15 protein-coding genes are annotated in these 15,179 nt (G+C 57.8%); 2 read left to right on the top strand and 13 right to left on the bottom strand.

The features are described 5' to 3' along the window. Positions 1–25 precede the first annotated feature (25 nt). The 9 genes from paaI to paaA all read right to left on the bottom strand — a co-directional run bounded on the left by paaI (position 26) and on the right by paaA (position 8,275). Positions 26–478: a hydroxyphenylacetyl-CoA thioesterase PaaI gene (gene paaI / locus BLV81_RS07635; protein ID WP_092354067.1), complete on the bottom strand. Its 453-nt coding sequence runs from the start codon at positions 476–478 to the stop codon at positions 26–28. Beyond that, positions 471–2,003 carry a 3-hydroxyacyl-CoA dehydrogenase PaaH gene (paaH, locus tag BLV81_RS07630; protein ID WP_092354065.1) on the bottom strand — a complete coding sequence of 511 codons (1,533 nt, stop codon included), beginning with the start codon at positions 2,001–2,003 and terminating at the stop codon, positions 471–473. Before paaH ends, paaI begins: the two co-directional genes overlap by 8 nt. 3 nt (positions 2,004–2,006) lie before the next feature. Beyond that, positions 2,007–2,798: a 2-(1,2-epoxy-1,2-dihydrophenyl)acetyl-CoA isomerase PaaG gene (paaG, locus tag BLV81_RS07625; RefSeq protein WP_092354063.1), complete on the bottom strand. Its 792-nt coding sequence runs from the start codon at positions 2,796–2,798 to the stop codon at positions 2,007–2,009. 34 nt (positions 2,799–2,832) lie between these two features. Continuing rightward, a complete protein-coding gene (paaN, locus tag BLV81_RS07620; RefSeq protein ID WP_092354061.1) occupies positions 2,833–4,497 on the bottom strand; it encodes a phenylacetic acid degradation protein PaaN in 1,665 nt (554 codons plus the stop codon). 39 nt (positions 4,498–4,536) lie between these two features. Further along, positions 4,537–5,613, bottom strand: a complete 1,077-nt coding sequence (gene paaE, locus BLV81_RS07615) for a 1,2-phenylacetyl-CoA epoxidase subunit PaaE (RefSeq protein WP_092354059.1) — start codon at positions 5,611–5,613, stop codon at positions 4,537–4,539. 65 nt (positions 5,614–5,678) lie between these two features. Continuing rightward, positions 5,679–6,188 carry a 1,2-phenylacetyl-CoA epoxidase subunit PaaD gene (paaD, locus tag BLV81_RS07610; protein ID WP_092354057.1) on the bottom strand — a complete coding sequence of 170 codons (510 nt, stop codon included), beginning with the start codon at positions 6,186–6,188 and terminating at the stop codon, positions 5,679–5,681. Between the two features lie 5 nt (positions 6,189–6,193). Further along, positions 6,194–6,949: a 1,2-phenylacetyl-CoA epoxidase subunit PaaC gene (gene paaC, locus BLV81_RS07605; protein ID WP_092354055.1), complete on the bottom strand. Its 756-nt coding sequence runs from the start codon at positions 6,947–6,949 to the stop codon at positions 6,194–6,196. Between the two features lie 20 nt (positions 6,950–6,969). Further along, positions 6,970–7,254, bottom strand: a complete 285-nt coding sequence (gene paaB / locus BLV81_RS07600; protein ID WP_092354053.1) for a 1,2-phenylacetyl-CoA epoxidase subunit PaaB — start codon at positions 7,252–7,254, stop codon at positions 6,970–6,972. A gap of 19 nt (positions 7,255–7,273) precedes the next feature. Beyond that, positions 7,274–8,275, bottom strand: a complete 1,002-nt coding sequence (gene paaA / locus BLV81_RS07595; protein WP_092354051.1) for a 1,2-phenylacetyl-CoA epoxidase subunit PaaA — start codon at positions 8,273–8,275, stop codon at positions 7,274–7,276. Between the two features lie 391 nt (positions 8,276–8,666). On the opposite strand from paaA, the gene paaX reads away from it, so the two are divergent. Further along, positions 8,667–9,554 carry a phenylacetic acid degradation operon negative regulatory protein PaaX gene (paaX, locus tag BLV81_RS07585; RefSeq protein WP_092354047.1) on the top strand — a complete coding sequence of 296 codons (888 nt, stop codon included), beginning with the start codon at positions 8,667–8,669 and terminating at the stop codon, positions 9,552–9,554. A 110-nt stretch (positions 9,555–9,664) separates the two neighbouring features. Here paaX and BLV81_RS07580 read toward each other — a convergent pair whose 3' ends face one another. From BLV81_RS07580 to BLV81_RS07565, 4 genes are all read right to left on the bottom strand, one after another. Then, entirely contained in the window at positions 9,665–10,999 is a 1,335-nt protein-coding gene (locus BLV81_RS07580) for an MFS transporter (protein ID WP_092354045.1), read from the bottom strand. A gap of 118 nt (positions 11,000–11,117) precedes the next feature. Beyond that, on the bottom strand, positions 11,118–11,318 hold the full coding sequence (locus tag BLV81_RS07575; RefSeq protein ID WP_092354043.1) for a DUF2783 domain-containing protein: 201 nt from the start codon (positions 11,316–11,318) through the stop codon (positions 11,118–11,120). 59 nt (positions 11,319–11,377) lie between these two features. Then, positions 11,378–13,063, bottom strand: coding sequence for an FAD-dependent oxidoreductase (locus BLV81_RS07570; protein WP_092354041.1), 1,686 nt, complete (start codon positions 13,061–13,063; stop codon positions 11,378–11,380). Positions 13,064–13,094: 31 nt separating this feature from the next. Further along, positions 13,095–14,060, bottom strand: coding sequence for an MBL fold metallo-hydrolase (locus BLV81_RS07565; RefSeq protein WP_092354039.1), 966 nt, complete (start codon positions 14,058–14,060; stop codon positions 13,095–13,097). 261 nt (positions 14,061–14,321) lie between these two features. Here BLV81_RS07565 and BLV81_RS07560 point away from each other — a divergent pair, with 261 nt between their 5' ends. Next, a complete protein-coding gene (locus BLV81_RS07560) occupies positions 14,322–15,170 on the top strand; it encodes an IclR family transcriptional regulator (RefSeq protein WP_092354037.1) in 849 nt (282 codons plus the stop codon). The last annotated feature ends 9 nt before the right edge of the window (positions 15,171–15,179 follow it).

Genomic DNA, 15,179 nt, shown 5'->3' with positions numbered 1-15,179 from the left:
GTCTCCTTCAGTGAATTATTCGGCTTTACACCGTATCTTTTAAAACTTCGCCGCTGATCTGGTAGGACTTCCCGCGAAACAGCGCGATGCGGATCCCCGCCTGGTTGCTTACCGTAATGTCATACACACCGGTGCGGCCGGCGCGCGACTGTTCGCTGGCTTCCGCTGTCAATACATCGCCTGCGTAGCCGGGGGCCAGATAATCGATGCTGCAACCGGAAGCGACTGTGTTGCGGTTATAGCTATTGCAGGAAAAGGCAAACGCGCTGTCGGCCAATGCGAAAATGAATCCGCCATGGCAGGTCTGGTGACCGTTCAGCATGTCCGGCCGTACCGTCATCGTCAGCTGCGCATAGCCCGGCCCCATCTTCACGATCTGCATGCCCAGCGACTGTGTCGCCTGGTCGCGCTCGAACATCGCCTTGGCGGTCGCTTCCGCCAAGGCCTGCGCGTCCCGTGCTTGTTGCAAGTCATCCATGAAATGTGGCTCCCGTTGCGACCTTGCGATGAATCAGCGGAGAAATGCGATAGCGGTCTTCCCCATAGCTCGCAGCCAGATTGCTTAGCACCGTCCTGACATTGGCCACGCCGATGCTGTCTGCCCAGGCTAGCGGACCGCGCGGATAATTGACGCCATTTTGCAGCGCCGTATCGACCGCCTGCACGCTGCATACACCCTGATTGACTGCATCCGCGGCTTCATTGGCCAACATCGCGACGGTCCGCATGAGCGCCATTCCCGGGACATCGCCCAACGGCGATACCGCATAGCCGGCTGCCTGGAACAGTCCGACCGCTATCTCGTATGCGGCATCATTGCATTGATCGGCACGTGCGAGGGCGATGCGGGAGGCGGTCGAAAAATCAAGCGCCAGATCCAGCAATACCGTATTCGGCAACGCATTGTCGCTTGCGCGTTGGGTGGCACTGCGGCCATCGGTCAGGAAGACCGTTGCATCGCCGCACTTCAGTAGCGCGCCGTCTTCCTGCTGAAAGGAAGTACGGTGCACTTGCAGGCCAGCAGCGGACAAGCGCGCGGCGAGCGTGTCGGCCACGCTATTCTCTCCCTGCAAGATGACTTCCTGTGGGATCGGATACGCCGGCTCAGTCTGCGGCGCCGGCGCAACGGCGTTGTCGCCGTACTGATAGAAACCGCGCCCGCTCTTGCGCCCCAGGAAACCGGCATTGACCAGCTCTTGCTGCAGGAGCGATGGCGTGAAACGCGGATCGTTAAAGTACGCCGCGAATACCGAACTGGTTACCGCAAAGTTGACGTCGTTTCCGATCAGATCCATCAACTCGAACGGTCCCATGCGAAATCCGCCGGCTTCACGCATGACTGCATCCAGCGTTGCCGGCGTTGCGGCCTGTTCGGTCGCCAGGCGCAAGCTTTCCGCGTAATACGGACGGGCGACGCGATTGACGATGAAGCCCGGAGTTGACGCGGTATGCACCGGGCTCTTGCCCCATGCAGCGGCGGTTGCATAGATGATGTCGGCGATGTCGCGGTCGGTAGCGAGGCCGCTGACGATTTCCACCAGTCCCATCAATGGCACCGGATTGAAAAAATGCATGCCGACAAGCCGCCGCGGCAAGCGCAAGCTGGCGCCGATTGCCGTGACTGAAATCGAGGAGGTGTTGCTGGCCAGGATGCAGTCGTCGGCGACCACCGCTTCGAGGTCGGCAAACAGCTGCCGCTTGGCGTCCAGATTCTCGACGATGGCTTCCACCACCAGCGCAGCATCCGCCAGATCGCCGGGCGCGGCAACCGACTGCAGCCGCCCGCTGGCTGCATCCGCGGCAGCGGCGCTCATCTTGCCTTTTGCCGCCAGCGCGCCGTAGGTTTTGCGGATAGCCACGATGGCGCTGTCAGCCGCTGCTGCACGGGTATCGAACAGTTTTACCCGGTGGCCAGCAGCGGCCGCGACCTGCGCAATGCCGGCGCCCATCGCGCCGCTGCCGACGACCGCGACAACCAGCGAAGTATCAAGTGCGATTGCCATGCCTTATGCTCCCTGGAACTTCGGTGCGCGTTTTTCAGTGAATGCTGCCACGCCTTCTCGATAATCCTGGCTATGTCCAAGCTCGCGCATCAAATCGCGCTCAAGATCGAGCTGCTGTTCCAGCGTGTTGGCCGGGCTCGCATACAACGCCTGCTTGGTGCGGGCCAGGCCCTTGGTCGGCGCAGCGGCGAAATGTTTTGCCAAATTGTCCACCTCGGTACTGAATACATCGTCCGCCACACATTTCCAGATCAGGCCCCAGCTTTCCGCCCGTTCCGCGCTAAGCTTTTCGCCGAGCAGCGCCAGTCCCATTGCACGCGCACTACCGATCAGGCGCGGCAGGAAGTAAGTCCCGCCGGTATCGGGAATCAGTCCGAGGCGGCAAAAAGCTTCGACAAACGATGCTGACCTGGCGGCAATCACGATGTCTGCGGCAAGCGCCAGATTGGCGCCGGCTCCTGCAGCAACACCGTTGACCGCGCAGATAACGGGTACCGGCAAATTGCGCAGCGCCAGCACCAGCGGCGCATAGTATTTTTCCACCGATGCGCCGAGATCGACCGTTGCCGCACCCGGCGCGACCGCACGGTCGCCCAGGTCCTGGCCGGCACAGAAGCCGCGCCCGGCGCCGGTTAACACCAGTACACGCACCGACGGATCGGCCTTGACCTGCTCCAGCGCTGCACGCACTTCAAGATGCATCGCAACGGTAAAACTGTTGAGCTTGCCGGGGCGGTTGAGCGTCAGGCGCGCAATACCGTCTTGAATCTCGAACAGGATGTTTTCATAGCTCATCAATCGCTCCAGTCTTTGTTTGTTCGTTGTTTACCTATGCGTGCGCGCGGCTTTGCACGACGCGGAAGCGGCTGGCCACGAAAGCGGCATCCGACAGCGAGGCGTTGGCCGCCGGATTGGCGCCGGTGCCGTGGAAATCGCTGAACGCGGCGGACTGGTTCACAAAGACGGCGCCGGTCAGATTGATCGACAGTGCGACGCCAGCTTCCTCTGCGGCGCTACGTGCGTTGGCAATAAGCTCTGCACTGCTGGAGTACACCGACAGGGTCAATGCGCCATGCTCACGTGCAATCTTCTCGGACAATGCAATGCTGTGCGCCGTGCTGTCGGTAGCAATGCAGAAAGAAATCGGGCCGAAGAATTCCTGCATGATCTTGCTCTCGTCGACTGCGCTGAGCTTGAGCAACAGAGGCGTACGGATGCGCGCTCCGGGGAACAAGGGATGCTCCAGCGCTTGGCTGTCGAGCACGACCTCACCGATGGCGCGCGCGGCGTCGATGCGTTCGAGCACAGCGACGTTCTGGATTGCGCCCAGCACCTCGACCGCCTTGGCCGGGTCGCTGGTCAGCCTGGCGATGCTGTCGCCGATCGCGGCGACCACCTGATCGAAGCTGACGCGTCCTTCCGGCGTGTCGATGCCCTCTTTTGGAATATATATGTTCTGTGGCGCAGTACACATCTGGCCGGAATACAGCGCGAGCGAAAACGCGATATTCCGCACCATGCCCTTGAAGTCGTCGCTTGAGTCGATGATGATCTGGTTAACGCCTGACTTCTCGGTAAATACCTGCGCCTGGTGGGCATTGCGCTCCAGCCAGTTGCCGTTCTGGCTGCTGCCGGTAAAGTCGATCAGACGCACTTCCGGACGAGTCGCAAGCGCCACTGCCGCGTTGTCCCCCTGCTCATGTGCCGCCAGCGTCACGATGTTCGGATCGAAGCCGGCTTCTGCCAGCACTTCGCGCGCGATCTTGACGGTAATCGCCAAGGGCAGGATGGCGCCGGGATGTGGCTTGACGATGACCGCATTGCCGGTCGCGAGACTGGCAAACAGGCCTGGATAGCTGTTCCAGGTCGGGAAGGTGCAGCAGCCGATGACCAGGCCGACGCCGCGCGGCACAATGGTGTAATGCTTTTCCATCTTCAGCGGCTCATTCTTGCCCTGCGGTTTTTCCCAAATGGCTGTTTTCGGAATGTTGCGCATTTGCTGCCATGCGTACGCCACTGCTTCCAGGCCGCGGTCCTGGGCATGCGGACCGCCGGCCTGGAACGACATCATGAATGCCTGGCCGGTAGTGTGCATCACCGCATAGGCGATTTCAAAGCTGTGCTGATTCAGGCGCTGCAGGATTTCCAGCGACACGCCAACCCATGCCTCCGGTCCGGCCTTGCGCCATGCCGGCGCAGCGGCTTTGATTGCGGTGAACAGTTGCTCGAGATCCGCCTTCGGGTAGCTGATGCCAAGATCGAAACCGTAGGGTGACGCCTCTTTTCCGGTTTGACCGGCAGTCGCCGCCTGCGTCAGTGCGAACGGCTTTCCCAGATGGGCTTCGTACGCCGCCTTGCCATCGGCGTTGGCGGTTTCGCCATACGCTTTCGGACTTGGCATTTCGGCATAGGCGCTCCAGTAAGCGCGCTGCTCGATTGCTGCCGTCGCCTGCTGCAGCAGGACTTGGTGCCGCTCAAAAAAGGGATGAGGCATAGTCTATTTCTCCAATATTTCAATTATTTAGCGCTGAATTTAGTGGTCCTGGTCAAAATCCATGACCACTTTGTCCGACACCGGAAAACTCTGACAGGACAGTGCGAAGCCGCGCGCGACTTCGTAGTCTTCCAGCGCATAATTGGCATCCATGTCGACCTTGCCGTCCAGCACCTTGCAGCGGCAGGTGGAGCACACGCCGGCCTTGCAGGAGTAGCGCATGTCGATGCCTTGTTTGAGGGCCGCATCGAGCACCGATTCCTTGTCCTTTTCCATCGTGAAATTGATGTGGGCGCCGTCGATAATCAATGTGATCTCGCAATCCTGGCTGCCCGCTACTGGCCGCGTATTCGGGACATGCTGTTGCTTCGAGGCGCTGGCCGCGAACAGCTCGACCTTGATTTTTTCTTTCGACAGGCCGTTGGCCTGCAATACTTCCGACACGTCGTGCATCATCTGTTCCGGGCCGCAGATAAATGCCTGATCGACGTCGCCGAGCACTATCCAGTGCTTGAAGAATTGTTCACATTTCTCTTTGGTGATGCGGCCGTTGAACAATTCGATGTCCTGCTGCTCGCGGCTCATCACATAGACCAGTTTGAAACGGTCCAGGTAGCGATCTTTCAGGTCCGCCAGCTCTTCCTTGAAAATCACCGACGACGATGCGCGGTTGCCGTAGAACAGCGTGAATGTGCTGTGCGGCTCGGTGATCAGCGTTGTCTTGATAATCGACAGTATCGGCGTAATGCCGCTGCCGGCGGCGAACGCCAGGTAGCGCTTGCGGTGTTCCGGAGACAGGGGCACGTTGAAGTGGCCCATAGGCGGCATTACCTCGATGACGGCACCGGCCTTCAGCGTGTCGTTGGCCCAGGTCGAAAATACACCGCCCGACGCCCGCTTGATCGCCACGCGCAAGGTGTTTTCCTGTACCGCGGTGCAGATCGAATAGGACCGGCGCACGTCTTCGTCGTTGACCATGGCGCGCAACGTGAGATGCTGGCCTTGCGTATAACGATACGCGTCCTGCAACTCTGGCGGCACCGCAAAAGTGACCGCAATGGTGTCGCGCGTCTCGTTGCTCACTTGCGCGACGGTCAATGCTTGGAATTTGCTCATAACGGACTGCTCCCGAATGTGGCCAGAAGCCCTGCGCAACGTGCACGGAGCTGTTTGACTAATAACTAGTGGCATTTAAAATAATCGAATGGCTCCAGGCAGTCGTCGCAGCGGTATAGCGCCTTGCACGGTGTAGAGCCGAACTGGCTGCTGCAGCGTGTGTTGGTCGAACCGCAGTGCGGACAGGCCACCTTCAAATCGTCAGCTCTCTTGCGCGCAAGACGGCTGGTGATGCGGCTGATATCGATCACCTGTTGTGCCGGCGGCGCAATGCCATATCCCTTCAGCTTGAGCTTGCCGGCTGCCGACATCCAGTCGGTAGTCCAGGCCGGCGACAGCTGCGTCTTCATCTTGAAACGCGCGATACCGCGCTTCTTGAGCGCTTCTTCTATCGATTCGGCAATCACCAGCATGGCCGGACAGCCGCTGTAGGTCGGCGTGATGGTGACGATGCATGCACCGTCTTCCCACGCGACGTCGCGCACGATTCCCAGGTCAACCACCGAAATCACCGGTATTTCTGGATCGGGGACTTGCGCCAGCCAGTCCCAGATTTGCTCGGTATTTGCGCTCATGATATTTACCAAACGGCTCCCGGATAGGCGCGTGGCAGGAATTGCATTTCAGCCAGCAGGTAACCGAGATTCTCGGTATGCACGCCCTGCTTGCCGCCTTTTTGCATCCACGCGTTCAGCGGCGGCAGATCCAGCGTCGCTTCTTGAAAAATCCCGGTCACATGCGCTATCCAGGGAGCACGCAAGCCGGCAAGATCCGGCGCGACACCCTGCAGCGCCATGGCATGATCGACCGCGTCCGCCTGGAACATTTCATCAGTGAACATCCACAGGTCATTCACCGCGTTCTGCATCATGCTGCGACTCCGATCGGTGCCGTCACCCAAGCGCACGATCAAATCCCCGCTGCGACGCACGTGATAGCACACTTCCTTCAGCGATTTTTCGGCAATCGCCGCGATACGTTCGTCGGACGATGCAAGCAGCTGTTCCAGCAGCACGTAATGCCAGGAATCGAAGTAGAACTGCCGCGCCAGGGTATCGGCATAGCTGCCGTTGGGCTGCTCGACCAGCAACAGGTTATGGAAATCGTGGGCGTCACGCAGGAACGCCAACCGGTCTTCGTCGCGGCCGGCGCCCTCGATCTCGCCGGCATAGGTGAACCAGAAACGGGCTTGCCCGATCAGGTCGAGCGCGACGTTGGTCACTGCCATGTCTTCTTCCAGCGCCGGGCCTTTGCCGCACAATTCCGACAGGCGCTGACTCAATACCAGCGCATTGTCCGCGAGACGCAACAGGTACTCGAATTTAGGATCTGCCATTTTTCAATCTCCGCGCCGGCTTACAGGTTTTTGACTTCTTCCGGCATCGGAAAGAAGGTCGGGTGGCGATATACCTTGCTGTTGGACGGCTCGAACAACGCCGCCTTGTCGCCAGGGCTGCTGGCGGTGATGTCAGCCGCTTTCACTACCCAGATGCTGATGCCTTCATTGCGCCGGGTGTACACGTCACGCGCATTGTTGACTGCCATTTCTGCATCCGGCGCGTGCAGGCTGCCGACATGCTTGTGCGCCAAGCCATGCTGGCTGCGAATGAATACTTCCCACAGGGGCCATTCTTTGCTCATGAAATTCTCCTCCGGTAATTCAGGCGGCAAGCTGCGCCTGTGCCTTGCGGCGTTCTTGTTTATCCGCGTGCGCTACCAGCGCGTCGCGGAACCATTCACCGTCGTTGTAGGCCTTGACGCGTGTGCGCAGGCGATCGCGGTTGCAAGGTCCGTTTCCCTTGATCACGTTGTTGAATTCGCTCCAGTCGATCTCGCCAAATTCGTAGTGCTGGGTTGCTTGGTTGAACTTGAGGTCCGGGTCGGGTACGGTCAAACCGAGGAATTCGGCTTGCGGCACAGACTGGTCGACCATCTTCTGGCGCAACTCGTCGTTCGAGAACAGCTTGATGCGCCATGCGGCGGATTGCGCGCTATTGACCGATTCCGCGTCGGATGGACCGAACATCATGAGTGCCGGCCACCACCAGCGGTTGAGCGCATCCTGCGCCATCTGCTTCTGCTCCGGCGTTCCTTTGCACAGCGCCAGCATGATGTCGTAGCCCTGGCGCGCATGGAAGGATTCCTCCTTGCACACGCGCACCATCGCACGCGCATACGGACCATAAGAGCAACGGCAAAGCGGGATCTGGTTGATGATGGCGGAACCATCGACCAGCCAGCCGATTGCCCCCATGTCGGCCCAGCTCAGCGTCGGATAGTTAAAAATGCTGGAATACTTTGCCTTGCCTGAATGCAGGTCGGCGAGCACTTCATCGCGCGACACGCCCAAAGTTTCCACCGCGCTATAGAGATACAGGCCATGACCCGCCTCATCTTGAATCTTCGCCAACAGAATCGATTTCCGCTTCAGGCTCGGTGCGCGCGTGACCCAGTTGCCTTCCGGCAGTTGACCGACAATTTCGGAATGCGCGTGCTGCGAGACCTGACGAATCAGGGTTTTACGGTAACCCTCCGGCATCCAGTCCTTCGCCTCGATCTTGATACCTGCATCGACTCGGACCTGAAACGCGCGCTCTTGCGGCGCCATCTCATCCAAGGAACGTATGTGTTTGCTGCCGGTTTCAACCAACTGTGCGTACATGGCCTTACTCTCCTATGCAACGATTTGAGGACTTGTCGGCTCCGATCTTCGGAGCGCCAAACGGTGTTTTGAAAATGCGAAAAACTCGATTTGAATCATTTATTTTTCAGCTGAATCTTGAAAAACCTCGCAGCCATAATACGATACATAAAATATTATGCAAGCAGTTTTTTATGTATCACATAAAATATGCGTATCATTTTATGCATGCAATCACCGCGCGCATTCAAAAAAAATGTCACGTTACCTGTATCATTTGCCGATTTGACGGCGCAGCCAGCATTTATCGTGCTCCGGTGCGCGTGTTATTTTGCATTGCACAAAATCCATTTCCATTCTGACTATGCCATCAACCAAAATCCCAACAATCAAGAAGTGGATTGAGCAATTCATGGCCCACAATCCTCCACGCACCAAATCCGTGGTGATGACGCTCTTCGGTGATGCGATTACGCCGCACGGCGGCGAAGTGTGGCTGGGAAGCCTGATCGAACTACTCGCACCTTTCGGCATCAGTGACCGACTGGTACGCACAAGCGTGTTCCGGCTCGCGGAAGAAGGATGGTTAGACGCCACACGTGAAGGCCGACGTAGCCTGTATGCACTGAATGCGTCTTCGGCTAGCCGTTTCGAGCGGGCGTATCAGCGTGTGTACGCACCATCGAACCGGCCCTGGCAAGGGAAATGGACACTATTGCTTGCGACCTCCGACGAAATCACGGCAGTGCAACGTGCCGGGCTGCGTAAGGAGTTGCTGTGGGAGGGCTTCGGCATGATCGCTCCGGGAATCTTCGGACATCCAAGCGCAGATCCGCAAGTAATCGGGGAAATTCTTGAGCGCGTTGGCGTACGCGGCAACGTCTTTGTGTGCGCCGCATCCGAAACGGAAATGGCGGATGGACGTCCGCTCAGCGGCCTGGTAGAACAATGCTGGCAGTTGGGATCGGTAGTTTCAGATTATGAACACTATATTGAGCGCTTTGCATCGCTGCCCAAACTCCTGAGCGCGAAAAATGCACTTGACCCGCAACAGGCGTTCATGGTCCGCACATTGGCAATCCACGAGTTCCGCCGCGCTCAGCTACACGATCCGCAACTACCGCTGGAACTGCTGCCCGCACAATGGCCTGGCACAACTGCCTATGACCTGTGCTATCAGATCTACAACGCCGTGTACGCCAATGCAGAGAAATACCTGCTCGACACCTTGCGCCGCGAAGACGAAAATGCGCCGCAAGCCGCGCCCTACTTTTATCAGCGATTCGGCGGCCTGACCTGAACAGCTGAGCCAGGACAGCCCGTTATTTATGTTGGCATCTCTCGCAGATGAAGATACGTTCAAAAGACTGTTCGTCACATAGATACCCCGGCTGCCTGCTTCCAAAGCGCCTAATGTGCAAGCGCTTTACCCTTTTTTCGCACGCCGATGAGGAGCGCCATGGCGCTCATGACCAACAATACGCTCAGCAAGTACAGTGCAATATCCATATTTCCCGTGCGCGTTTTTATCTGGCCTATCACCCACGGACTGACGATGCCGCTGGTAATTCCGATGCTGCTTATCATCGCAATCCCGCCCGCCGCAGCATTCCCCGACAGATAGGTGGTGGGCACCGCCCAGAAAATAGGCAGGGCGGCAAAGATAAGAACGGCGGCGGCCGAGAGTATCGTGAGCGTCGCTATCAGACTCCCGGGATGCAGGGTAAGCAAGAACAGCGCGGCCGCGCCGCCTATCGTACACAGGGCGAAATGCCTGCGGCGTTCAGCCTTCAGGTCGGAGTGGCGCGCAATCAAAATCACGCCGACCGCGCCAATGGCATTCGGGATTGCCGAATACAAACTTATCAGGAGCACGTCGCTCACGCCAAAATCCCGAATCATGATCGGCATCCAGAAATTCAAGGTCAGCGATGCACAGGTCAGGGAAAAGTAAATGAAGGCGAACAAGTAAACCCGCGGGTTGGCCAGCGCCGCTGAAAACGCGTGTCGTGAATCGCCCTGCGTTTGCTGGCGATCATGCGTCAGATTTGCAGCTAGCCGCTGTTTTTCTCCGCTTGCCAGCCACCTGGCCTGATGCGGATTATCGTCCAGATAGAAATAGGCGATTAACGCCAGTAGAATTGCCGGCGATCCTTCGATGACAAACATCCATTGCCAGCCGCGCATGCCGAGTACCCCGGCCATGTCGCGCATGATCCAGCCGGAGAACAGGCCGCCCAGGACGCCTGCCACCGCGACGCCCGCGAAAAACACAGACAGCACCGATGCCCGCCGCAATGAAGGGTACCAATACGTCAGATACAGCACAATGCCAGGGAAAAATCCAGCCTCAAATACACCCAGCAAGAAACGCAAGACATAAAAATGGATGGGGGTCGACACCCACATCATCCCCACTGAGGCAACACCCCACAACAACATGATGCGCACGAAAGTTTTGCGTGCGCCGAATTTCTCCAGTAACAGATTGCTGGGCACCTCGCACAGGACATAGCCGACATAAAACACCGCTGCCCCCAGACCATACATTGCATCGCTGAAGCCAAGATCCTGCTTCATCTGCAACTGCGCGAAGCCGATGTTGATGCGATCCAGGAAAGACACGACGTAACAGATAAATAGAAAAGGGATGATGCGCATTGAAACCTTGCGGTAAAGCGCGGCGTCTGCATGGCTTGTATCGATCAGGTCGATCGACTTTTCATTCGCGGGCGTGCTGATCATTTTTGTCTCGCTTCGGGGCTAATGGCTGACGACCTCACAAATCGGCGTGATGGGACAGCGCAATGAGTTGCGACATCTGCGTGTCGTTGAAATTGCGTTAGGTGCATTAGATGACTGGCTACTGTCTGAGAACGGATTCGCGCGCCAACGTCATTGCTTCACATAGCAAGTTGAAATCGCCAATGTGGTTTGCCAGAAGCAAGATCAGCTGGGCATTGGCGGACTGGCTCTGCGCCTCGTCCAGATCGCGATGCATTTCGATCAGGAACTCGTAAAAATCGTCTGGGCGAGTCAGGTTCTGGGTGGTATTTAACGCCATGGTTGTCTCCTATGGGCAGTTCTATTTCTCATAATTTCCAATAATCAGATCGTCAGGCGCTAACGCCCTAGCGCACGTCGCCATGCAGCTTGCACTGCCGGCACATCGATCTCCCGCCAGCGCGCGCTGACGTGCTGGTCTGGCCGCAGCAGGTAAAAGCTGCCGTCGTGCGCGTCATAGCGTTGTGCCGCGAGGCCTTCGTGATCGGAAACAAAGATGGCGCCCGGCAAATCGTTGCGACAACTTGCAGTACCGCCACCGATATGCACCAGTACCAGCTTCAGCGCGGGCTTTCCTTGCTGCAGCGCGCGCAGGGTCGTCACGGTAGGGGTATCCAGTTCCGGACTGCTATGAAAAAACAAGCCGGTGAACACCTGACCAAGTTTCGACAATAGCCAGGCCGGTTGACTATCAGCAGTTACCGGCGCATCCACAGCGGCAGCCCCTGGCATCATCTGCCCGCTGAAGCCATCGCGATCAGGCGTATTCAGCGGCGAGTCGCAAAGAACGGCCGGAACGGATAAGCGACCGCTGTTGACCAGCTGCCGCGCAAAGGAGTGGCGGCTGGCGAGCTGCAAAACCGCATCGCGGAACAAACGACTAACCTTGCTCTTGGGCGTAATAAAGTCAGTCGCGCGGGTCGAATTCCGGATATTTTCGTCAGCGGCGTATTCGCGTTCCTCCGCATAGCTGTCCAATAACGCATCGGGAGCCAGGCCCTTCAGCACCAGCGCCAGTTTCCACGCCAGGTTTTCGGCGTCCTGGATACCGCTGTTTGCGCCACGTGCACCGAAGGGGGAAACGCCATGTGCCGCATCGCCGGCGAACAGGACTCGTCCGTGACGGAATTTGTCCATGCGCAGGCACGAGAACGTGTACACGCTGACCCACTGCAGTTCGAATTCGGTGTCGTTGCCCAACAGCGCTTTGACCCGGGGAATGACTCTCTCCGGGGTCTTTTCCAACTCGGGATCGGCATCCCATCCGAGTTGAAAATCAATCCGCCAGACGTTGTCGGGCTGGCTGTGGAGGAGTACCGACTGATTCGGGTGAAATGGCGGATCGAACCAGAACCAGCGCTCGACCGGAAATGCGGCCTGCATTTTCACATCGGCAATCAGAAAGCGGTCCTTGAAGGTTCGTCCCTTGCTGTCAAGCCCCATCAAGCGGCGCACCGGACTGCGCGCGCCGTCGGCAGCAACCACATACTGGCCATGCAATGCATAGTTGCCTTCGGGCGTCTCGACCGTAAGCGTGACGCGCTCGCTTTCTTGCTGAATGCCAATGATCTTGCTTTTCCAGCGAATCTCAAGATTCGGCAACTGGCGCGCACGCTCAAGCAGGAAGCCCTCCACGTAATACTGCTGCAGGTTGATGAAAGCAGGCCGATGATGACCGGACTCCGGCAACAGGTCGAAGCTGTAGACCAGTTCATCTTTCAGAAAAATCTTGCCCACATTCCAACTGACGCCCTTCTCCACCATCCGCTCACCGCAGCCGAGCCGGTCAAAAATATCCAGCGAACGTTTGGCAAAGCAGATGGCGCGCGAGCCCGTCGACAAAGTGCAATCATCATCGACCAGCACTACCGGCGTGCCTTGCTGCGCCAGATCAATGGCCGTAGACAGTCCCACCGGCCCCGCCCCCACCACGATGACCGGATGCGTCGTGCTGACGGGGACAAGCGCATCTTGTTCGCTGCAGCGCTGGAATTCAAATTTAAGTGATTGATAAACTGTGTTCATCGCGACGGGTCTCCTCCAACTCAGATCTTTCTTATTTACTGCTCTGTAACGCGGACCACATCTCCTGGTCCCGTTGTGCGGTCCAGATGCGAGGATGGGCGATGCCGCTGGCTTCATCGAATGCACGTGATACGTCAAATGGCAGGCAGTGTTCATAGATAAACACTTGTCCGAACTTCGGATCCATCGCCTTGCGCGCGTGTGCCATCGCCCCCTTCAAATCGAGGTTTTGCGCAACGGCTTCGCGTCCCTGCTGCAACAGTGTGGTCACGAAGTCCTTGGTATAGTCGAGGCCGACATGGACTTCCGCAGCGTTGAACATGGCCGGGCCGCGGCCGGGCACCAGCTTCTCGGGTCCCAGTTCCCGCAACGCTTCGAGTGTGGCTGGCCATTGCTCCAATTGTGCATCGCCGCAATAACAGGCGGCACCGTACTCGACCAGGTCGCCGGAGAACAATACTTTTTGGGACGGAATCCATACCACGGTGTCGCCCTTGGTATGGCCGGCGCCGAGGTGCATTATTTTGACTTCAAGCTTGCCGAGAAATAAGGTGATCTCTTTCTCGAAGACCAGCGTTGGCCAAGTCAGGCCCGGGACCGTTTCGACGCCGGCAAACAAGCGTGGGAAGCGTTCTATTTCCGATTTCATATCCGCCTCGCCACGTTCCACGATCATCTCGTAGGTACCGCGGCTGGCAATGATTTGCTGTGCGCCTTCGTTGAAATAGGCCGATGCGCCAAGCACCCGCACCGCATGATAGTGCGACAGGACGACATGCTTGATCGGCTTGTCGGTGACGGCGCGTATCCGTGCGATCAAGTCTTGCGCCATGGCGGGAGTGGCGGTGGTATCGACGATCAGGACACTGTCATCGCCAATAATGACGCCGGAGTTGGGATCGCCTTCGGCGGTATACGCCCAGGCGTTTTCCGACAACTGCGTGAAGGTGATTTTCTTCTCTTCCAGATCGGCCTGGGAGGCAAAAGCTTTAGTCATGGTTCTTCCTCGAAAGTTGAGGTGAGACCTTGCCTGCCAGCACCTTGTGCAGACGATTGCTTTGGCGCTTGTCTCACCTTGTTTTGTATTAGATTTTTTTCGGTAAACGGATGATAGGCCCCCGTGATTTAATTTGTCAATATCAAATATATTTGTTATTAACAAATAATAATGAGGAATACGACATCAGCTTTCGGTAGGAAAGACGGGAATTTCATTTAATATGACGCTTTAGAGAAGTTGACCTGGCGGGAACAATCAATGCGCAAAGTGGCATCATCAGCAACAGCAACACCGATTGACGACGAAGAGCGCAGCAAGTCCGATGGAAAACGGCAACGGGGCATTCAGAGCGTCGAGGTTGGAGCAAGGCTGTTGCAAGCTATCGCGGCCGCTCGGCGGCCGGTTGGACTGACCGATCTGGGTGTTGCCGCCGACCTGCCGCCTGCGCAGGCATTCACCTACCTGGTCAGCCTCAGCCGGATAGGGCTGGTGAGGCGCGATCCTGTTTCCGGCGATTACGAGCCGGGTCCACTCGCCCTGCGGCTGGGACTACTGCGGCTGGAACAGACAGCGGCATATCGCGCTGCAATGCCGCACGTCCTGGCATTGGCCCAGACAGTGGGCTACAGCGTGGCGGTCTGTATGCCCGGCCCCCAAGGGCCGACCATTGTGCGCTATGAACATGCCGGCTTCCCGTTGCATGTGAACTTGCACATAGGCACCGTCATGTCGCTGCAAATGACCACAACCGGGCGCGTGTTCTGTGCATTCGCGTCCGCAGAACAGCGCCAAATCATGCTGGCCAGCCAGCTCGGCAGCGACATTCCGGATCAAGCGCGGCAGGCCGGTCAGGCGGCTTTGGATGCGACTTTTGAAAAGCACCTGGCTGAAATACGCCAACGCGGAATGGAGCGCAGCATGAATACGCCGAGTCCCGGAATCAGCAGCTTGTGCGCACCGGTATTCGACCGCGACGGTCAGCTTTGCCTGGCGCTGACGATCATAGGTGCATCGGGTTCGATTGATGTGGAATGGGATGGCCCGGTGGCTACCGCGCTGGAGCGCACCGCAAAAACCATCAGTGGCGAGCTCGCCGCCGTTTTATAAAGACTTTAG

This window comes from Collimonas sp. OK242, assembly GCF_900107095.1.
Taxonomy (GTDB): Bacteria; Pseudomonadota; Gammaproteobacteria; order Burkholderiales; family Burkholderiaceae_D; genus Collimonas.
This window is presented reverse-complemented; position numbering and strand designations above follow the sequence as displayed.